Origin of the sequence: Pantoea sp. ANP04 (genome assembly GCF_041982285.1) — a bacterium.
GTDB lineage: Bacteria > Pseudomonadota > Gammaproteobacteria > Enterobacterales > Enterobacteriaceae > Pantoea > Pantoea eucalypti.
This window is the reverse complement of record NZ_JAUTYS010000009.1, coordinates 93463-113874: the sequence shown is the minus strand read 5'-3', so window position 1 is coordinate 113874 and position 20412 is coordinate 93463. Positions and strand designations below refer to the sequence as shown.

The following is a 20412-nucleotide window of genomic DNA, read 5'->3' as shown; positions in this document are numbered from 1 at the left end:
ACTCCTCAGATAGACAGCTTGTTGATGCGTTTGCCACCGTAAACCAGGTTAACAATGGCACGGGTACCGATAATCGCGGTGAACATTGAGGTCGCGATACCAATTGCGGTGGTAATAGCAAAGCCTTTGATCGAACCGGTGCCGACCGCGTAAAGAATGATAACTTTGATCAGGGTGGTCACGTTCGCATCGACAATACTGGAGAAGGCGCCTTTGTAGCCCTCATGAATTGCCTGCTGAACCGAGCGCCCGTTACGCAGCTCTTCTTTAATACGTTCGTTAATCAGTACGTTAGCATCGACTGCTACCGCCAGTGTTAACACGATACCGGCAATACCCGGCATGGTCAGGGTCGCACCAGGCAGCAGGGACATGACGCCGACAATCAGCACCAGGTTAACCAGCAGCGCACTCGTCGCAATCAGACCAAACTTCTTGTAGAACACCACCATAAAGAGGATCGAGGCGAGCAGACCCCACAGGCAGGCTTCCAGACCCTGAGTAATGTTTTGCTGACCCATGGTCGGCCCGATCGTACGCTCTTCCACAATCTGGATGGGCGCAATCAACGCACCGGCACGCAGCAGCAGCGACAGCTGACGCGCTTCGTTCGGGTTGTTGATACCGGTGATGCGGAAGCTGTTCCCCAGGCGAGACTGGATATTAGCGACGTTAATCACCTCTTCCTGTTTCACCAGAATTGAACGGCCGTTAGCATCTTTTTTACCGCTGTCCTTATACTCCACAAACAGGGTCGCCATCGGCTTGCCGATGTTGTCCTTGGTGAAGTTGGACATGATGTTACCGCCTGCGCTATCAAGTGAAATGTTCACCTGTGGCTGGTTGTACTCATCCATGCTGGACGTCGAGTCGGTGATGTGGTCACCGGTCAGGATCACCCGCTTGTAGAGCACGACCGGCTGGCCATCACGCATGTCTTTAACTTCTGAGTCACCCGGAACACGGCCACTGGCCGCCGCAGTAGGATCTACGCTGGTGTTCACCAGACGGAATTCCAGCGTCGCGGTTGCGCCCAGAATCTCTTTGGCACGCGCCGTATCCTGAATACCCGGCAGCTCAACCACGATGCGATCGGAGCCCTGACGCTGAACCAGTGGTTCCGCCACGCCAAGCTGGTTTACACGGTTACGCAGAATCGTAATGTTCTGCTGAACCGCATATTCACGCGCTTCGCTGAGACGGGCATCGCTCATGGTGGCACGCAGCGCATCGCTGCCGCTGCTGTTGATCACCAGATCCTGATGACGCGAGGAGAGCCAGGAGATCGCCGCATCACGACTGGCAGCGTCACGGAAACGAATTTCCACGCCGTAGTTCGCGATTTTGTTGACGGTGGTATAAGGGATATTTTTGGTGCGCAGATCGCTACGCAGCGTGTCAGCATTCTGCTCCTGCAGCTTGCTGAGCGCGGTGTCCATGTCCACTTCCATCAGGAAGTGCACACCACCACGCAGGTCGAGACCGAGTTTCATCGGCTCTGCTGACAGCATGCTCAGCCAGCGCGGCGTGGCTGGCGCAAGGTTCAGCGCGACAACGTAGTTCTCACCCAGCGCTTTCATGATGGCTTCACGGGCGCGTAACTGCACATCCGTATTGTTGAAGCGCGCGGTAATCGCACCATTTTCCAGCGCAACAGATTTGCTCTGGATATTGTCTTGTTTTAATGCGGACTGAATTTGATCCAACGTCTGCTCACTGGCGGCGCTTCCGCGCGCACCAGTGATTTGAACGGCCGGATCCTCACCATACAGGTTGGGAAGCGCATAGAGCAGGCCGACGAGAATCACGACGACCAGCATCACATACTTCCACAAAGGATAACGATTTAACACGGCAGTTCCCTTAGGGAAGAAAGAATTACAGCGCCTTGATAGTGCCTTTAGGCAGCACGGCAGCGACGAAATCACGTTTAACGACGACTTCATTGGTGTCATTCAGCGCGATAGCGACGTATCCCGTGTCAGAGACTTTCGTTACGCGGCCTACCAGGCCACCGCTGGTCAGCACTTCATCACCCTTAGAGATGGAATCCATCAGCTTCTTGTGCTCTTTCGCACGTTTCTGCTGCGGACGCAGGATCATGAAGTAGAAAATCAGACCAAACACCACCAGCATGATCACCAGAGAATACGGACTTCCCTGAGACGGTGCGCCAGCTGCAGCCACGGCGTCAGAAATGAATAAGCTCATTAAATTTCCCTCATTGATGAATTATCAGACGTTAATGGCGGAACTTCTTTGCCCGTCCGTTGGTAAAACTCAGTTACAAAGTGTTCTAATTTACCCTCTTCAATGGCCTGGCGTAAACCTGCCATCAGACGCTGGTAATAGCGCAAATTGTGGATAGTGTTCAGACGCGCGCCCAGTATTTCGTTACAACGGTCGAGATGATACAAGTAGGCGCGGCTATAATTGCGACAGGTGTAACAATCACACTCCGCATCCAGCGGCGCAGTGTCATCTTTGTATCGGGCGTTGCGGATTTTCACCACACCCTCAGTCACAAACAGGTGACCATTTCGGGCATTACGGGTAGGCATCACGCAGTCAAACATATCGACGCCGCGACGGACGCCTTCAACCAGATCTTCTGGCTTGCCGACACCCATCAGATAACGTGGTTTATCCTGCGGAAGCTGCGGACAGACGTGCTCAAGAATACGGTGCATGTCCTGCTTGGGCTCACCCACCGCCAGGCCGCCCACAGCGTACCCATCAAAGCCAATCTCTACCAGACCTTTCACCGAGACATCTCGTAAATCTTCGTAAACCGAGCCCTGGATAATGCCAAACAACGCATTTTTATTCCCCAGGCTGTCGAAACGATCACGGCTGCGTCGCGCCCAACGCAGCGACATCTCCATGGAGCGTTTGGCATAGTCCCAGTCTGCCGGATAGGGCGTACATTCATCGAAGATCATGACGATGTCGGAACCGAGGTCGTACTGAATCTCCATCGATTTTTCCGGATCGAGGAAGATCGGGTCGCCATTGATCGGGTTACGGAAGTGAACGCCCGCTTCGGTGATTTTGCGGATGTCACCCAGGCTGAAGACCTGGAAGCCGCCGGAGTCGGTCAGAATCGGCCCTTTCCACTGCATAAAATCATGCAAATCGCCATGCAGTTTCATGATCTCCTGGCCCGGACGCAGCCAGAGGTGGAAGGTATTGCCCAGAATGATCTGTGCGCCAGTCTCCTGCACTTCTTCCGGCGTCATGCCTTTCACCGTGCCATAGGTGCCGACAGGCATAAACGCAGGGGTTTCCACCACACCGCGATCAAAAATCAGACGGCCACGGCGTGCGCGCCCGTCTGTGGTATCAAGTTCAAATTTCACAAAGCCCCCATTGGAGAAACAGTCCAATGTATACAACCTTCACGCTATTAAGGCGGTTCCGGCTATCGGTTAATAAATCAGTCGCCCACTTTTTCCAGCGGCGCCTGCGGATTTTTGCTGATAAACATCGCGTCACCATAACTGAAGAAACGATATTGCTCAGCCACGGCTGCGTGATACGCCGCCATGGTGTGCTGATAACCGGCAAACGCCGAGACCAGCATAATCAGCGTCGATTCGGGCAAATGGAAGTTGGTGATCAGCGCATCGATCACCTGATACTCATAGCCCGGATAGATGAAAATCTGGGTATCATCGAAGAACGGCGCAATGAGAGCATCCTGACTCGCTTTGGCGGCGCTCTCCAGCGAACGGACGGAGGTGGTGCCGACGGCGACCACCTTATTGCCGCGCGCTTTACAGGCCAGCACCGCGTCAACAACCTCCTGCGGCACTTCGGCATATTCTGCGTGCATGTGATGCTCTTCGATGGTCTCGACACGCACCGGCTGGAAAGTCCCCGCCCCAACATGCAGCGTCACAAACGCCATTTCAACGCCCTTCTCTTTCAGCGCCTGCAGCAGCGGTTCATCGAAATGCAGACCGGCGGTCGGGGCCGCGACAGCACCCGGACGGGCGCTGTAAACCGTCTGATAAAGCTCGCGATCCGCCTCTTCATCCGGACGGTCAATATAGGGCGGCAGCGGCATATGGCCGACGCTGTTGAGAATATCGAGCACCGCGCGCTCATCATCAAAGACAATCTCAAATAGCGCATCGTGGCGTGCCACCATCGTCGCTTTCACGCTCTCATCTTCACCCAGAAGCAGTTCTGCGCCCGGCTTTGGTGCTTTCGAGGCGCGCACATGTGCCAGTACGCGCTTATCGTCGAGCATCCGCTCTACCAGCATTTCGATTTTGCCACCGCTGGCTTTACGGCCAAAGACGCGCGCCGGAATCACGCGGGTGTTGTTGAACACCAGCAGATCGCCTGGATTCAGCTTATCCAGCACGTCGGTGAAAACACCGTGCGACAAGGCCCCGCTGGGGCCATCGAGCGACAGCAGGCGACAGCCACTGCGCTGCGCCTGGGGATAGTGAGCAATCAGGGATTCGGGCAGTTCAAAAGCAAAATCAGCGACACGCATTGAAATGTTCTTTCTCAGGCAAAAACAGGCGGCACAGTTTAGCGGAAAAACGACCAATTCTGAACAACTGGCTGCGCTAAGGCAGTTCAGCCTATAATGCGGCATGAACTTTCTTGCGCATCTCCATCTGGCTAAGCTGGCCAACAGCTCCTTACTCGGCAATTTAATGGCCGACTTTGTGCGTGGCAACCCGCACCAGCACTGGTCTGCACCTGTTGCAGACGGCATTCTGATGCATCGTCGTCTGGATGTGATGACCGATGGGCTGCCGGAAGTGCGCAGCGCCCGTCAGCTGTTCCGTGCGGAAACATATCGCGTGGCACCCATCACACTGGATGTCATCTGGGACCATTTTTTGGCGCGTCACTGGCAGCGTTTCACACCCGAGCAGACGCTGGTGCAGTTTTCTGCCGCCGCCGAGCGCGAAATCCTGCCGCAACTGCCAGATACCCCCACTGAATTTCAGGAACTCAATGCTGTGATGTGGCGTGAACGCTGGTTTGAGCATTATGCCCAGCCTGCACGGCTTGAGCGGGTGCTGCACGGCATGGCCAGCCGCCGTCCACGCCTGGCGGCACTGCGTGACTCCTACCATGATTTCACCGAACATTATGATCAGCTGGAAGCGCTGTTTTTTATTTTTTATCCGCGTTTAATGGCGCTGGCGACCAGCAGAACCCTGTAAAACCCGATCCTCTGCTGCCGGGCTGGCGGATGCCAGCTTTCGTCTGAATAAAAAGCCGCTTTCCTGACTTCCCGCCATCTTGCCATTGCTGCTTATCTGCGGCTTAATGAAGCCTTTCTTAACAATAGCTAAGAAAACATTACAGCCAGACCGCCTGCTCAGGCGCACCTTCCGTTCGTTATGGCAAAAAAATCATAAGAGGAAAAGATGTCATCCGCTTCGCATTCTGAAATAGACGCGCGTTATCGTTACGCCTGCGACATTGCCCGTGCTGCGGGCAGCCGGGCTTTGTCATGGTATCAACAGCGTCAGACATTGGTAGTGGAACACAAAAGGGATTTGCAGGATGTGGTCAGCGAGGCTGATCGTAACGTTGAGGCATTAATTAAGTCGTTAATTGCCGAGCGTTTTCCTGAGGATGCCGTCTATGGCGAAGAGAGCGGCGGCGAGGTCCAGGGCGCGCCTTTTATCTGGGTCGTTGATCCGATCGATGGCACCGCCTGCTTCGTCAATGGCCTGCCTAACTGGTGCGTCTCGCTGGCCGTCGTCTGTGAGGGCGAACCGGTGATCGGCGTGGTCTGCGATCCTAACCATCAGGAGCTGTTTCATGCACGAGCGGGCCAGGGCGCGTGGGTTAATGAGAGCCGTCTGCAGGCCCATGACGCGCAGCATCTCAACGAGGGGTTACTCGGCATCAGCAACTCCAGCCGCACACCGGGTGAAAGTACCTCGCGGTTGATTCGCGGCTTAACAGAACAGGGTGGCATGTTTATTCGTATCGGTTCTGGTGCGCTTACCAGCGCCTGGGCGGCCGCCGGGCGGCTGATTGGCTACTATGAAGCGCATATGCATCCCTGGGACAGTCTGCCGGGCATCGTCCTGATGCGTGAAGCAGGCGGTGTCACCAATGATTACCTGCGTAATGACGGAATGAAAAACGGCAACCCGGTGTTGCTGTCCAATGCAGCCCTTTACCCGAAAATAAAAGCGCTGACCGGCAATCTGGCGCTGGAGGAATAAATGACGATGCCTGCCCTGTACCGCTGCGCGCTGATCCTCAGTTCTCTCTGGCTGCTAAGCCCGGCGTCACAGGCGGCGGATTACCAGCTGGAGAAAGTAGTCGAACTGAGCCGTCACGGTGTTCGTCCGCCCACGCCCGGCAATCGCAAAGAGATCGAAGCCGCCAGCCAGCAACCCTGGACGCAGTGGACCACTGCCGATGGTGAGCTGACCGGCCATGGCTACAGCGCTGTGGTGAATAAAGGACGCTGGGAAGGCGATCGCTATCGTCAGCTCGGGCTGCTGAGCACGGGCTGTCCTGACGCGGCTGAGGTCTACGTTCGCGCCAGTCCGCTTCAGCGCACCCGCGCCACCGCCGCGGCGCTGACGGACGGCGCATTTCCCGGCTGCGGCGTGCCCGTGCATCACGTAGCAGGCGATGCCGATCCCCTGTTTCAGAGCGAAAAGCTGACCATCACCCGGACCGATCCCGCTCAGGAGCTCGCCGCGAAACAGCAGAAAGCAGCCGATCTGGCCCGGCTACAACAGCAGCTGCAGCCGGCGATTCAGCAACTGAAAGCTGCCGTCTGCCCGCCCGCAACAGATTGCCCGTTGTTTGATGCGCCCTGGGCGTTTCGGCAGACGCGCAACGGCAATACTTACGTTTACGGGCTGAGTGTGATGGCGAGCATGGTGGAGACGCTGCGACTGGGTTACAGCGAAAACCTGCCGTTTGATCAGCTCGCCTGGGGACACATCACCTCGGCCGCGCAGGTCACCTCGCTGCTTCCATTGCTGACGGCAAACTACGATCTGAGCAACGATATTCTTTATCTGGCTCAGCACCGTGGCTCAATACTGCTTAACGCCCTGCTGTCAGAAATTGCGTCTGACAGCTCGCCAACCCGCTGGCTGATTCTGGTGGCGCATGACACCAACATCGCAATGGTGCGCACTCTGATGGACTTTAGCTGGCAGTTACCCGGCTATTCACGCGGCAACATTCCGCCGGGCAGCAGTCTGGTGCTGGAGCGCTGGCGCGACACTCACAGTGGCAAACGTTTTTTGCGACTCTATTTTCAGGCGCAGAGTCTGGATGGTATCCGACAGCTGCAACCAATTGATGATAAACATCCGTTATTACATCAGGAATGGCATCAGTCAGACTGCAGAGTTACCCATGTCGGCGTGCTCTGCCCTTATCAATCCACGCTGACTCAGCTGCGGAAAAACCTGGATAACAGCGCTGTGTTGCCGGTTTCGGTTATATTGCCCTGAGTCTGTGGCTAATGAAATTAAGGCCGCAGTCTCAATGCGGCCTTATTAATGTTAACCACGGTTAATTAACGCCACTCCGACCTATTCTTATTTAAAACGACTGACTATCAGCGCTACCCATTTTGTTTTACGATAGTTACGTCAATCATCCCTTTATTAACTATTTTCCTGTAATCCTTGAGTATTTCGGCGACTGGTTTCGCCGTTTTTTATTTCTGCCTTTATTACCCTTCGTGCCCGATTAGCCGCACCCTCTCCTGCTCAGGCTCTCTTGTGTCCCTGTCCCCGGTTTGCATCCTCCGTGATATTCACTGCTCTTTGAAATAATCATTCCCGGAACTATTTGCTGAAATAATGTGATGCATGACCTTATTTCGCTGATACACAATAAGTGCCGAATAAAAGGAGTTCGTGTTGTGGCGGGGATCACATAAATAATCAGATGCGGGGAAAATTTGAGAGTGAAAATAGCGTGTTCTGCTCCCCCATAAATCGGGAGAGCAGAACAGAGGATTAGCGGGTTTTACGCACCAGCTTATAACCCAGCAGCAATACCACTATCCACACCATACCCACATAGAGTGAAATACGGGTATCGGGGAAATATCCAATCAGCCCGATGATAAAGCAGAGGAAGGCAACGCCGACACCCGCCGTCCAGCTGCCACCTGGCAGTGCAAACTTCAGCTTACTGGCCGCCTCTTTGCCAATTTTGCGACGGAACGCGATCTGCGACAGCAGAATCATGATCCAGACCCATACTGTTGCAAAGGTCGCCAGCGACGCGATCACCAGGAAGACTTTTTCGGGCATCAGGTAGTTGAGATAGACCGCAATCAGCATGGCAAACATCATCACGACAACCGTCACCCACGGAATCCCGCGTGAAGAGACCTTCATAAAGACTTTAGGCGCATGGCCTTGCTGCGCCATTCCGTGCAGCATGCGACCCACACCAAACACATCGCTGTTAATCGCCGAGAGTGACGCGGTCAGCACCACAAAATTGAGGATAGAGGCGGCGGCGGCGATGCCAAGATGCTGGAATGTCAGCACAAACGGGCTGCCCGACGTGCCTACCTGATTCCATGGGTAGATGGACATAATCACAAACAGCGTACCGACATAGAACACCAGAATGCGCCACGGCACTGAGTTAATCGCACGCGGAATCGACTTCTCCGGATCTTTCGCTTCACCCGCCGTAATCCCGATGATCTCAATGCCGCCGTAGGCGAACATCACCATCTGCAGCGACAGCAGCATGCCGACCACGCCGTGCGCGAAGAAGCCGCCATTGGTCCATAAATTATGGATGCCGGTCGGCTGGCCGCCGTTGCCAATCCCCCAGATGATCATGCCGAAACCGGCCAGAATCATCACAATGATGGTGGCGACTTTGAAGAAGGAGAACCAGAACTCCACTTCACCGAACACTTTCACGCTCATCAGATTGACGGCACCGATGATCAGCACCACGCTCAGCACCCAAATCCAGTGCGGCACCTCGGGGAACCAGACGCCCATATAGATGCCGAACGCGGTGACATCTGCAATCGCGACAATCAGGATCTCAAAACAGTAGGTCCAGCCGGTAATGTAACCCGCCATCGGCCCAAGATAGTCCTGCGCATAGCGTGAAAAGGAACTGGCCTGAGGATTATTAACGGACATCTCACCCAGCGCACGCATGATGATGTAAGCCACGGCCCCACCGATGATATAGGCGAGCAGCACGCTCGGGCCGGCCATTTTTATCGCGTCGGCGGAACCGTAAAACAGCCCGGTGCCAATCGCCGATCCCAGCGCCATAAAACGGATGTGGCGCGTGCTCAGTCCGCGTTTGAGCTTGTTGGTTTCTTGCATAACAACCTGTACCTGTGAAATGAAAAAACCACGGGCAGGCCCGTGGTTAAAGAAAAATCAGTGCGTTCTGTTACGAGTGAACGGCAACCTGTTCCGGCCCCTTCACCCGATCAACAACAGCGGCAATCAGCAGCATCACCAGCGACGGCGGCAACCAGGCGAGACCCTGATCGGCCAGCGGCAGATGCTGACTGAAAGCGGGCAGCAAATCTTTAAACCCGGTGGTTTTAATCGCATCAACAATGCCAAACAGCAGGCTTACCAGCATCGCTGGCGCGATAATCCGGCTGCTCTTGTTCCACCAGTTAAGGGTGAAACTCAGTACAACCAGCACGATACAAGGCGGGTAAATCGCCGTGAGTACCGGGATGGAGATCTGAATCAGGTGGCTCAGGCCGAGGTTCGACACCACCATCGAGAACAGACCCAGAATAAACACCAGCGTTTTATACGATAACGGCAGGTATTGCGCAAAAAATTCCGCACAGGCACAGGTCAGGCCAACGGCGGTCACCATGCAGGCAACAAAAATCAGTGCGGCCAGGAAGAGACTGCCCATATTGCCAAAGGTGTGCTGAACATACGCATGCAGAATCGCTGCGCCGTTGGCGTTTTGATCAACCAGCGCACCGCTGCCCGCGCCCAGCTTAAACAGGCAAAGGTAGACCAGCGTCAGGCCCAGACCCGCGATCAGGCCTGCCAGCACGGTATAGCGCGTCAGCAGCGCGGCATTGTCGACGCCACGCGAACGGGCGGCGTTGACAATCACGATGCCAAAAACCAGCGCGCCCAGCGTATCCATCGTCAGATAGCCGTTAACGAAACCGCTTGAGAACGCCGCATGCTGATAATCAACGGTCGCGGGAATGGTGCCACCCGCCGGCCACACCAGTGCAGCCACGCCCAGCACGGTCAGCGCGATAATTTTCAAGGGCGCAAGGAAGTGACCTACAGTGTCGAGCAGTTTGCCCGGATAAAGCGATACACCAATCACCAGCGCGAAGTAGATCAGGCTGTAGATAAACAGGGGCAGCGCACCATCGCCGGTCAGCGGCGCAATACCCATCTCAAATGAAACCGTTGCCGTACGCGGGGTGGCAAACAGCGGCCCAACAGCCAGATAGCACACGGTAGCCAGCACAATGCCCGCAACCTTGCCAATCGGAGTGCTGAGTGCATCCACGCCGCCGCCGACGCGAGCCAGCGCGATCACGGTCATCACCGGTAACCCGACTGCGGTAATCAGAAAACCAATTGCGGCGGTCCAGACGTGCTCACCAGACTGAATACCGACCATTGGCGGGAAAATGATGTTGCCCGCGCCAACAAACAGGGCGAATGTCATAAAGCCCAGCGCGAGAATGTCCTTCGAAGTTAAACGATGTGTCATACGGCCTGTCACTGATGTTGCGGTGGAAGTTGGGTTAGTGTTGTCCCCTCGCTGCGTGTAAACCGCGATCTGGCTGACAATGTCAGCGCATTATGCTCGTCGCAGGGTAAAGCGCAGGTGATTTAAGCTGCTTTTATTCTGTTCACAGAGGGATGGATCGACAACGGCGCTAAGTAAAACGTTTATAGCGGTGAAAGGCAATACGGGATCGGAAAACCAGAAGGTTATACCACCATTTTTCCCAAAGGCAGTGGATAGCGTTAATTTTTGCTGCAGGGACACAAGATGATGTGCCTAAATAATAGACAGAGCGTGAGAAATCCCCGCATGAACGGGGTTTCAGATACACAAAAGGCGCGTTTTACGCGCCTGTCTGCACAACGTTACAGCACTACCAGACCTGATTCGCGATATCCACCACCAAACGAATTTTCTGCCACTGCTGCGCTTCACTCAGGCTGTTGCCCTCTTCAGTTGAGGCGAAACCGCATTGCGGGCTGAGGCAAATCTGATCCAGGCTGACGTACTGCGCCGCCTCTTCCAGCCGGATTTTCACCTGCGCCGGATCTTCCAGTTCACCCACCTTAGTGGTGATTAAACCCAGCACCACCTGCTGATGACCCCGTTTAATGTAACGCAGTGGCTCAAAGCCGCCGGACCGGGCATTGTCATACTCCAGGAAGAACGCATCCACGTTGACGCTGCCGAACAGGATTTCTGCCACCGGCCCGTAGCCCCCCTCTGAGATCCAGGTGGAGCGGAAGTTCCCGCGGCAGACATGCAGACCCACCGTCAGATCGGCAGGCTTATCCTCCAGCGCTTTATTCAGTACCTGAGCGTAAATCTGTGCCAGCTGATCCGGATCGTCGCCGCGTTCGCGGATATCGCGCTTCTGATCTTCAGAGCAGAGATAAGCCCAGACGGTGTCATCCAGCTGCAGATAGCGGCAGCCCGCATCATAAAAGGCCTGAATCGCCGCTTTGTAGGTCTGCGCCAGATCCTCGAAGTAGTCCGCCAGATCGGGATAGACCTCTGCATCAATCACTTTGCGGCCACCGCGGAAGTGTAAAACGCTGGGGCTGGGAATGGTCATTTTTGGCACCGCATCCCCGGCAATACTCTGCAGGAAACGGAAATGCGCCAGCATCGGATGATCCGCCGGGAAACCGAGTTTGCTCACCACTTTCACGCCATGCGCTTTGGTCTGCACGCCATTAAACTGGATGCCCTGTTCCGCTTCATAGCGCTCAACGCCATTCAGGCCATAGAAGAAGTCGAAGTGCCACCAGCCGCGACGAAACTCGCCATCGGTGACCACCTTCAGGCCATTTTCACGTTGCTTCGCTACCACATCGCGAATCGCCTCATCTTCGACCTGCTGCAGGGCCGCCGCATCAATCTCTCCGGCAGCAAACGCTTCGCGCGCCTGCTTAATCGCAGCGGGACGCAGAAAACTGCCAACGGTGTCGGCACGGAACGGGGCGGTTTCTCTTTGCATGATCACTCCTGTCTCTCCTGCCGGTAATAACGACAGGAAATCATTACACTCTGAAATAAATAGCCATCTGGATGGCTACATGTCTGAAAACAGAGTGTCATGAGTGGCATGCATCTGCAACTGAAGAAAATTCAGGGATGATGAAAAAAATTCAACCGGGATTAACGCAGGGCGGCGCGCGCCTCTGCCATCTGGCTGTCTGAGAGCGGCAGATAGCCCGCTTCGCTGACCCGCCGCTGTCCTTGTGGTGAAAGAACCTGCTGCAGAAATGCCGCCACCAGCGGCGGCAGTGGTTTACCGGGTGCTTTATTAACATAGAGATAGAGTGGGCGCGCCCAGGGATAACGGCCGCTACGAATAGCATCGGCATCCGGAGCAATCGCCTGGCCCTGATCATTCGTCACCGCCAGCATTTTTACGCCGCTGAGATGAAAGCCAAAACTGGCGTAGCCGATGCTGCGCGAATTACCGGCCACCGCCTGCACCACCGCGGCCGAGCCAGGAAATTCCGCCACGTCGCTGCGGAAATCGCCTTTGCAGAGCACCTGCTGTTTGAAGAAACCCCAGGTGCCGGAGGCGGAATTACGTCCATAGCGCTGAATGGGGCGTTTGTTCCATTGCGCGCCGGTTAAACCGAGATCGCCCCAGCGCAGCGGCACACTGTGTGCGCCACACAGACGGGTAATGGAGAAGATGGCGTCGAGCTGACGCGGTTCAATCTGCTGCAGCGGGTTACGCTGATTCACTACCACCACCAGCGCATCCATCGCCACCGGCACCGCCAGCGGCGGATAACCGTAGCGCGCCTCAAAAGCCTGCCGCTCATCGGCCTGCATCGGGCGGCTCATCGGACCGAGCTGTGCGGCACCTGCTGCCAGCGCGGTCGGTGCGGTTGAGGAACCGGAGGCCTGAACCTGCACATTGACGCCCGGCGCCTGCCGACTAAAATCCTCGCCCCACAGGGTCATAAGATAGCCAAGCGTATCTGAGCCGACACTGCTGAGATTGCCGGAGAGCGTGCCGTGCTGGGCCAGCGCCAGGCCCGGCAGCAGCGTAACAATCAATAAAAGAAGAATGCGCATCAGGAAGATCCGGCAGCCACTAATGAACGGCATTCTCCTGCATCACGCTGCTGACAATCAACCTCGCAGGCAGCGTAAACGTAAAACAGGTCTCTTGGTGCGGCACGCTGGTGATGTCGAGCCGCGCGTTGTGGTGACTCAGCGCATGTTTCACAATCGCCAGACCCAGCCCGCTACCCCCGGTGGCGCGTGAACGCGCTTTATCGACGCGGTAGAAACGCTCGGTCAGACGGGGAATATGTTCTGAAGCAATACCCGGCCCGTTGTCGCAAACCCGGAAGGTGGCGCCCTGTTTGCCGCGCAGCCAGCTGATATCGATCCGCGTGCCATCCGGGGTGTGATTCACCGCGTTATAAACCAGATTGGAGATAGCACTGCGAAGCTGTTCATCGTTGCCGAACACTTTCAGATGGGGATCGGTATGGAAATGAATATCGTGACGACCGCCACTTAGCGTCGCCGCCTCATGCTGCAGCAGTTTCAGCATGACCGGCACATCCACCTTCTCTTTCAGATCGATGGCAGGCGCGGCTTCAATGCGCGACAGCGTCAGCAGCTGTTTGACCAGGCTGTCCATACGGCGCGTCTGCTCCGACATCGTGTGCAGCGCTTTGCTGCGCGAAGGCTCGCTCATCACCGAGTCGTTCATCATCTCCAGATAGCCCTGCAGCACCGTGAGCGGCGTACGTAACTCATGGCTGACGTTGGCAAAAAAGTTGCGGCGCGCCCCTTCCAGCTGATGCATCTGCGTCACATCACGCGCCACCAGCAGCCACTGCCCCTCGCTGTAGGGCATAACGCGGAATTCCATGTGAAGTTTGTTGTTCAGCACCAGCGTCAGGGGCTTGTCAAAATCGCGCTGGCGCAGATAGCGTGAGAACTCCGGATAACGCAGCAGATTGAGGATGTTCTGGCCATTATCTTCCGGCCAGCGCAGACCCAGGTGCTGTTGCGCCAGACCGTTACACCAGAAAATAGTGCCCTCTTCCGTGGTCAGGATCACCGCATCCGGCAGCGACTCGGCACCGCTGCGGAAACGTTTGATCAGATTACCGAGTTCACGTCGCCGCCGCCGGTTGCGCAGCTGCATCTGGTAAAGACCATAAAACAGCGGTTCCCAGCTGGCACGCCCGGCGGGTGGCGTCATGGTGCGGTCGAGCCACAGCCAGTGCGACAGCCGCATCAGATTGTGGAAATGCCATAACAGCACCATGACCACGCTCAGCAGCAGCCACCAGGGCAAACCGCCAGACAGCAGGCCCAGCAGCACCGCAGGCAGACAGGCCAGCAGCAGTTCTGTCAGTAATCTCTTCCAGGAGAGGCGTTCCAGCACGGTAAAGGCTCCGTTTAGTAGCGGGCAGAGAAACGATACCCTGTTCCACGGACGGTTTGTACCATGCGATCGTGGCCGGAGACTTCCAGCGCTTTACGTAAACGGCGAATGTGAACATCAACAGTGCGATCTTCCACATACACATTGGTGCCCCAGACGTGGTTCAGCAGCTGTTCGCGGCTGTATACGCGTTCCGGGTGAGTCATAAAGAAGTGCAGCAGCTTATATTCGGTCGGGCCCATCTCCAGCGGCGTGGTTTCGGACATCACGCGATGTGAAGAAGGATCCAGACTCAGTCCCTGCATCTCAATCACCTCTTCCACCGCCATCGGTGAAATACGGCGCATCACCGCTTTAATTCGCGCCATCAGTTCTTTAGGCGAAAACGGCTTGGTAATGTAATCATCGGCGCCCACTTCCAGGCCACGCACCCGATCTTCCTCTTCGCCACGCGCGGTGAGCATCATCACCGGGATATCCCGCGTCATCGCCTCGCGTTTCAGATGCTTGATAAACTGAATACCGCTGCCACCAGGTAACATCCAGTCCAGTAAAATAAGATCGGGCCAGGGTTCAATCAGCTTGCCCACGGCACTGTCATAATCTTCCGCCTCAATTGGCTGATAGTCGTTCTGCTCCAGAACAAAACACAACATTTCACGGATGGGGGCTTCATCCTCCACAACCAAAATGCGCTTAGCCATTATTACTCCTGCTGATTATGACGGCTGTCACTGAGATTCGCGGCGCCATTATGCGTCAGATTTGTGACACTTTTATGAAAAACATAACCTGCCTGTAACGCCGTTGGTAATCATTTATGACAGCGCAGCGACAATTTTTCGCTTTGGCCGCATAGCCAGTATAATCGCCGGGCGAATCACAACGGCAGGGACTCATCATGCGCATCATTCATACTGCGGACTGGCATCTGGGGCAGTTCTTTTACAACAAAAGTCGGGCAGCCGAACATCAGGCGTTTCTCGACTGGCTGTTGATCCAGATTGAACAGCATCAGGTGGATGCGTTGATTATTGCAGGCGATCTGTTTGATACCGGCACGCCGCCCAGCTACGCCCGCGAGATGTTTAACCGCTTTGTGGTGGCGCTGCAGCCCACCGGTTGTCAGCTGATTGTGCTGGCGGGCAACCACGATTCCGTGGCGACGCTGAATGAGTCGCGCGAACTGCTCGCCTGTCTCAACACCCGGGTAATAGCCACCCCCCAGGAACAGGATGATGTGTTGCTGCTGAACACCCGCCAGGGCGAACCAGGTGCACTGCTCTGTGCCATTCCCTATCTGCGACCGCGCGATATTCTGCGCAGCCGGGCGGGTCAGTCAGGACGCGATAAACAGACCTCGCTGCTGGAGGCGATTGCCCATCACTATCAGCAACGCTTCGCCGCCGCCCAGGCGCTGGGTCATGCATTGCCGATTATCGCTACCGGACATCTCACCACCGTCGGGGTCAGCCAGAGCGATTCGGTGCGTGACATCTACATCGGTACGCTTGATGCCTTCCCCGCCAGTGCCTTTCCGGCCGCTGACTACATTGCACTGGGCCATATTCATCGCGCCCAGCGCGTGGCGGGCAGCGAGCATATCCGCTATAGCGGCTCGCCCATTCCGCTGAGTTTTGATGAGCTGGGCAGCGAAAAAAGCGTCTTTCTGCTGGAGCTTGCGGCAGGCGGCCTGCAATCCGTTACGCCGCTGGTGGTGCCGCACGCGCAGCCGATGCAGGTGCTGAAAGGATCGCTGGCGCAGATTGCGGAACAGTTACACGCCTTCAGCACGGCTGAGCAGGAGAAGCCAACCTGGCTCGACATCGAAGTCACTACGCAGGAGTACCTCAGCGATCTGCAGCATCAGGTCGAAACCCTGACCGCCACGCTGCCGGTTGAAGTCCTGCTGCTGCGCCGCAGCCGCGAGCAGCGGCAGCAGAGCCTGGCGCGGCTCGACAACGAAACCCTGAGTGAACTGAAAGTGGAAGAGGTCTTTGCCCGCCGGCTCGCGCTGGATGAGAAGCTGCAACCTGCGCAAATCGACGAGATGACCACCCTGTTCCGCCAGACGCTGGCCGCCATGGAAGAGACCCAATGAAGATCCTCACGCTACGGTTTAAAAACCTCAATGCTCTGCGCGGTGAATGGTTCATCGACTTCCGCGCCGAGCCTTTTGCCAGCAATGGCCTGTTTGCCATAACCGGCGCGACCGGCGCGGGTAAAACCACCCTGCTGGACGCCATTTGTCTGGCGCTCTATCACCAGACGCCGCGCCTGGGCGCGATTTCCCAGAGCCAGAATGCGCTGATGACGCGCGACTGTGCCGAATGTCTGGCTGAAGTAGAGTTTGAGATCAAAGGCGAAGCCTGGCGCGCCTTCTGGAGCCAGAACCGTGCGCGTGGCACCGCCGACGGTAAGCTGCAGGCCCCGCGCGTTGAGCTGGCGCGCTGCGCCGACAACACCATTGTTGCCGATAAAGTCGGTGACAAGCTGAAGATGATCGAAACCCTCTCCGGGCTTGATTTCGAACGTTTTACCCGCTCAATGATGCTGTCGCAGGGCCAGTTTGCCGCCTTCCTCAACGCTAAAGCCAGTGAGCGTGCCGAACTGCTGGAGGAGCTGACCGGCACCGAAATTTACGGCCTGATCTCCGCCGCTATCTACGAGCGTCACAAAGAGGCGAAAACGCAGCTGGATATGTTGCGCAGTCAGGCGGGTGCAATGGCACTGCTGGACAGTGACGCGCGTGACGCCCTGCAACTGCAGCTCACCGATCTGACCGACGCGGAACAGCGGCTCAGCGCGCACTATCAACAGGCGCAGCAGCAGCAGCAGTGGCAGCAGCAGGCGCAGCAGTTACAGCAGGAGAGTGAGCAGGCTGATGCCGCGTTGCAGCAGGCCCAGTCCGCATCCCAGGCTGCAGAGACGGACCGCCAGCGGCTGGCTCGCAGCGAACCGGCTGAAAAGCTGCGGATAAAACTGCAGCAGCGTGATGCATTACGCACCGAACAGCAGCAGATCGAGAGCCACTGCCAGCAACTGACCGCATCGGCGCAGCAGGCGCAGAACCAACAGCAGCAGCATCAGCAAAATTACGCAGCTGCTCAGACGGCCCGCCAGCAGGCGCTTCAGGAACAGCAGCAGCAGGAGAACCTGCTGACGGAACAGGTATTACCGCTGGATCAGCGAATCACGACGCTGCAGCAGCACTTTGCAGAGCAACAGCAGGAAAATGCCCGCCAGCAACAGCAGGCTGACCAGACGCAGACCAGACTGGCGGAGCAGAAGCGTCAGGTCACGTCAGTGCAGCAGGCGATGACTGAACAGCATCAGTTACGTGAGCAGCTTGCCGATCTGGCGCATTGGGGCGCTTCACTGCCGGTATGGCAGGAGAACTTTGCCCTGCTGGCACAGCGTGAGGCGATGCTGGCCGAACTGCAGCAGCAGTGCGAACAGCAACAAAAACAGATCGACGCCCAGCAGGCGAAACAGCAACAGCAGGCACAGCAGGCCCTGCCGCGCCAGCAGGCGGAGCAACAGGCGCACCAGGCGTTGTTGCAGGCGGAGCAGGCACTCACTTCGCTTCATGAACAGCATCCGCCCGCTGCACTGCGGCAGGCATTAAGCCAGTTGCAGACCAGCCGTCCGGCCCGTCAGCAACTGTTGCTGCTCTCCACGCAGTGGCAGCCACTGCATCAGCAGCTGAATCAGCGCCAGCAGCGGCTGACCGCGCTTGAAAAAGCGCATCAGCAGAGTGAAGCGGAACTTCAGACTCTGCGTGAAACGTGGAAACGCGAAAAACAGCAGCTGGATGACGTTGAAAAAATTTGTGCGCTGGAGCAGCAGATTATCGATCTCAGCGATTACCGCGCCCGGCTCACCCCCGATCAGCCGTGCCCGCTGTGCGGCTCCTGCACCCATCCGGCCGTTGAAACCTACAGCACGCTGGAAGTGAGTGCTAACCAGCAGCGCCGGGCTGCGCTGCAGCAGCAAACTGAGGCATTGCGTGAAGCAGGAACGGCAAAAAGCGAACAGCTAAAACAATCTGCCGTTCAGCAGCAGACCCTGCGTGACGAAATCGCGGAAATGCAGCGTCAGCTTGACCAGCTTGAGCAGCAATGGCAGGCACTAAGCGGTGAGCTGGCACTTACCTTCACCCTTGCCGACCGCGAAGCGTTAGCCGCGTGGCAGCAGCAGCAAAGCGAACACGAAAGCCAGCTTGAGCAACAGCGGCAGGCACAGGAAGCCGCCGAACAGGCACGTCAGGCCGCGAAAGATCACCATCTTCAGCAGTTGCAGGCCTGGCAGCAACATCTGCAGGCAGAGCAACTGGCGCAGCAGTCGCTGATCAGCCTGCAGCAGGCGCTGGATGCGCTGCACCAGCGGAAGCAGCAGGAACAGCAGGCCATGGCGCAGTTGCAATCCCGTTTAGCCCAACAGTTCAGCGCCCACAACCTTGCCCTTCCCGATGCCGCGAATCGCGACACGTGGCTGGCGGAACAGCAGAGGCGCTGGCAGCGCTGGCAGGAGAGTGAGCAGTTGCTCGCTAACCTGCAGCCGCAACTGTTAAAAGGCGAAACCCAGCTCACCACCCTGCAACAGCAGGCAGAGCAGGAACAGCAGCAACTGGCCATCCGTCAACAGCAACAACAGCAGAGCCAGAGACAGTTAGGTGAAATGCGTCAGCAGCGTCAGGCGCTGTTTGGCGATCGCGAGGTCACCCTCGCCCGTCAGCAGATGCAGGCCCGTATTCAGCAGTCTGATGAACAGCTGACGCAGCAGCTCGCTGCCCTGCAGCAGGCGCAGGCTGAGGTCAGTCGACTGCAGGGTGAGCTGTCGGGACTGGAAAATCAGCGTCAGACGCTCAGCGGCAAACTGGCTGAAGCGGAAAGTGCATTGCAGCAGTCACTGGAGAGCGCCGGATTCGCGGATGAAGCCAGCCTGCGCGCGGCGCTATTGGATGAGCAGACCGCGCTGCAACTGCGTCAGCAGCTGCAGCAGCTCGACCAGCAATGCCAGCAGCAGCAGGCGCGACTGGCAGATCTGCGTCAGCGGCTCAGCGTCCATCAGCAGGCGAAGCCTGACGCGATGCCGGAATCCGCCGAAGCGCTGGCACAGCAGCTTGAGCAGTTACGGCTGGCCCTGCGCGACAACGCCAGCCTGCAGGGCAAGGTTCAGCAGCAGCTGCACAGCGATGCCAGCCTTCGCGCCCGTCAGCAGAGCCTGATGACGCAGATTGAACAGGATGGTGTGGTGCTGGCGCAGTGGAGCCGGCTCAACGATCTGATCGGTTCCGCGACCGGCGACAAGTTCCGGCGCTTCGCCCAGGGCCTAACGCTGGATCATCTGGTGTCGCTCGCTAACAGGCAGCTTGATCGGCTGCATGGCCGCTATCTGCTGCAACGCCGGGCGCAGGATTTGCTGGAGCTGGATGTGGTCGATACCTGGCAGGCTGATGCGGCACGCGACACCCGCACGCTGTCGGGAGGCGAGAGCTTTCTGGTGAGTCTGGCACTGGCGCTGGCGTTATCGGATCTGGTCAGTCATAAAACGCGTATCGAATCGCTGTTTCTGGATGAGGGATTCGGCACGCTGGATGCTCAGACGCTGGATACCGCGCTGGATGCGCTGGACGCGCTTAACGCCAGCGGTAAAACCATTGGGGTGATCAGCCACGTGGAAGCGATGAAAGAGCGTATTCCGGTGCAGATTAAAGTGCGTAAGATGAATGGGTTAGGCTACAGCCAGCTGGAACTGCCGCAGGGATAACG

The 20412-nt window shown here is 56.9% G+C and carries 15 protein-coding genes; 5 read left to right on the top strand and 10 right to left on the bottom strand.

The features are described from left to right. Window positions 1-5 precede the first annotated feature (5 nt). From secD to queA, 4 genes are all read right to left on the bottom strand, one after another. Entirely contained in the window at window positions 6-1853 is a 1848-nt protein-coding gene (gene secD, locus Q7C21_RS13615) for a protein translocase subunit SecD (RefSeq protein ID WP_071778534.1), read from the bottom strand. A 25-nt stretch (window positions 1854-1878) separates the two neighbouring features. Beyond that, complete coding sequence (gene yajC, locus Q7C21_RS13610) at window positions 1879-2211, bottom strand: preprotein translocase subunit YajC (RefSeq protein ID WP_003852509.1); 333 nt, start codon at window positions 2209-2211, stop codon at window positions 1879-1881. Then, window positions 2211-3359: a tRNA guanosine(34) transglycosylase Tgt gene (gene tgt, locus Q7C21_RS13605; protein ID WP_003852508.1), complete on the bottom strand. Its 1149-nt coding sequence runs from the start codon at window positions 3357-3359 to the stop codon at window positions 2211-2213. Before tgt ends, yajC begins: the two co-directional genes overlap by 1 nt. A gap of 77 nt (window positions 3360-3436) precedes the next feature. After that, window positions 3437-4507 (bottom strand): tRNA preQ1(34) S-adenosylmethionine ribosyltransferase-isomerase QueA, encoded by a 1071-nt coding sequence (gene queA, locus Q7C21_RS13600; protein WP_003852507.1) that lies wholly within the window; start codon window positions 4505-4507, stop codon window positions 3437-3439. 103 nt (window positions 4508-4610) lie between these two features. On the opposite strand from queA, the gene Q7C21_RS13595 reads away from it, so the two are divergent. The 3 genes from Q7C21_RS13595 to Q7C21_RS13585 all read left to right on the top strand — a co-directional run bounded on the left by Q7C21_RS13595 (window position 4611) and on the right by Q7C21_RS13585 (window position 7469). After that, complete coding sequence (locus Q7C21_RS13595) at window positions 4611-5192, top strand: ACP phosphodiesterase (protein ID WP_105099440.1); 582 nt, start codon at window positions 4611-4613, stop codon at window positions 5190-5192. A gap of 207 nt (window positions 5193-5399) precedes the next feature. Beyond that, window positions 5400-6212, top strand: coding sequence for an inositol monophosphatase (locus Q7C21_RS13590; RefSeq protein WP_003852505.1), 813 nt, complete (start codon window positions 5400-5402; stop codon window positions 6210-6212). Continuing rightward, window positions 6213-7469: a histidine-type phosphatase gene (locus tag Q7C21_RS13585; protein ID WP_375150792.1), complete on the top strand. Its 1257-nt coding sequence runs from the start codon at window positions 6213-6215 to the stop codon at window positions 7467-7469. Between the two features lie 513 nt (window positions 7470-7982). On the opposite strand, the gene proY is transcribed toward Q7C21_RS13585, so the two are convergent. From proY to phoB, 6 genes are all read right to left on the bottom strand, one after another. Then, entirely contained in the window at window positions 7983-9335 is a 1353-nt protein-coding gene (proY, locus tag Q7C21_RS13580) for a proline-specific permease ProY (RefSeq protein WP_003852502.1), read from the bottom strand. 70 nt (window positions 9336-9405) lie between these two features. Next, window positions 9406-10725 (bottom strand): branched-chain amino acid transporter carrier protein BrnQ, encoded by a 1320-nt coding sequence (gene brnQ, locus Q7C21_RS13575; RefSeq protein ID WP_008924876.1) that lies wholly within the window; start codon window positions 10723-10725, stop codon window positions 9406-9408. A gap of 391 nt (window positions 10726-11116) precedes the next feature. Next, window positions 11117-12223 (bottom strand): cobalamin-independent methionine synthase II family protein, encoded by a 1107-nt coding sequence (locus Q7C21_RS13570; RefSeq protein WP_375150791.1) that lies wholly within the window; start codon window positions 12221-12223, stop codon window positions 11117-11119. Window positions 12224-12384: 161 nt separating this feature from the next. Further along, a complete protein-coding gene (locus Q7C21_RS13565) occupies window positions 12385-13305 on the bottom strand; it encodes a PstS family phosphate ABC transporter substrate-binding protein (RefSeq protein WP_187512788.1) in 921 nt (306 codons plus the stop codon). Between the two features lie 19 nt (window positions 13306-13324). Then, on the bottom strand, window positions 13325-14638 hold the full coding sequence (gene phoR / locus Q7C21_RS13560) for a phosphate regulon sensor histidine kinase PhoR (RefSeq protein WP_003852493.1): 1314 nt from the start codon (window positions 14636-14638) through the stop codon (window positions 13325-13327). A gap of 14 nt (window positions 14639-14652) precedes the next feature. Beyond that, window positions 14653-15342 carry a phosphate response regulator transcription factor PhoB gene (gene phoB / locus Q7C21_RS13555; protein ID WP_003852491.1) on the bottom strand — a complete coding sequence of 230 codons (690 nt, stop codon included), beginning with the start codon at window positions 15340-15342 and terminating at the stop codon, window positions 14653-14655. Between the two features lie 197 nt (window positions 15343-15539). Here phoB and sbcD point away from each other — a divergent pair, with 197 nt between their 5' ends. Together sbcD and Q7C21_RS13545 are read left to right on the top strand one after the other, a co-directional pair. After that, a complete protein-coding gene (gene sbcD / locus Q7C21_RS13550) occupies window positions 15540-16739 on the top strand; it encodes an exonuclease subunit SbcD (protein ID WP_375150790.1) in 1200 nt (399 codons plus the stop codon). Further along, window positions 16736-20410 (top strand): AAA family ATPase, encoded by a 3675-nt coding sequence (locus tag Q7C21_RS13545; protein ID WP_375150789.1) that lies wholly within the window; start codon window positions 16736-16738, stop codon window positions 20408-20410. The genes sbcD and Q7C21_RS13545 overlap by 4 nt, the downstream gene beginning before the upstream one ends. Window positions 20411-20412 lie beyond the last annotated feature (2 nt).

Excerpts from the sequence above, each read along its gene's own strand:
- yajC (WP_003852509.1), bottom strand. The coding sequence starts at position 2,211 with ATGAGCTTATTCATTTCTGACGCCGTGGCTGCAGCTGGCGCACCGTCT.
- queA (WP_003852507.1), bottom strand. The coding sequence starts at position 4,507 with ATGCGTGTCGCTGATTTTGCTTTTGAACTGCCCGAATCCCTGATTGCT.
- Q7C21_RS13595 (WP_105099440.1), top strand. The coding sequence starts at position 4,611 with ATGAACTTTCTTGCGCATCTCCATCTGGCTAAGCTGGCCAACAGCTCC.
- Q7C21_RS13590 (WP_003852505.1), top strand. The coding sequence starts at position 5,400 with ATGTCATCCGCTTCGCATTCTGAAATAGACGCGCGTTATCGTTACGCC.
- Q7C21_RS13585 (WP_375150792.1), top strand. The coding sequence starts at position 6,213 with ATGACGATGCCTGCCCTGTACCGCTGCGCGCTGATCCTCAGTTCTCTC.
- proY (WP_003852502.1), bottom strand. The coding sequence starts at position 9,335 with ATGCAAGAAACCAACAAGCTCAAACGCGGACTGAGCACGCGCCACATC.
- brnQ (WP_008924876.1), bottom strand. The coding sequence starts at position 10,725 with ATGACACATCGTTTAACTTCGAAGGACATTCTCGCGCTGGGCTTTATG.
- Q7C21_RS13570 (WP_375150791.1), bottom strand. The coding sequence starts at position 12,223 with ATGCAAAGAGAAACCGCCCCGTTCCGTGCCGACACCGTTGGCAGTTTT.
- Q7C21_RS13565 (WP_187512788.1), bottom strand. The coding sequence starts at position 13,305 with ATGCGCATTCTTCTTTTATTGATTGTTACGCTGCTGCCGGGCCTGGCG.
- phoB (WP_003852491.1), bottom strand. The coding sequence starts at position 15,342 with ATGGCTAAGCGCATTTTGGTTGTGGAGGATGAAGCCCCCATCCGTGAA.
- sbcD (WP_375150790.1), top strand. The coding sequence starts at position 15,540 with ATGCGCATCATTCATACTGCGGACTGGCATCTGGGGCAGTTCTTTTAC.
- Q7C21_RS13545 (WP_375150789.1), top strand. The coding sequence starts at position 16,736 with ATGAAGATCCTCACGCTACGGTTTAAAAACCTCAATGCTCTGCGCGGT.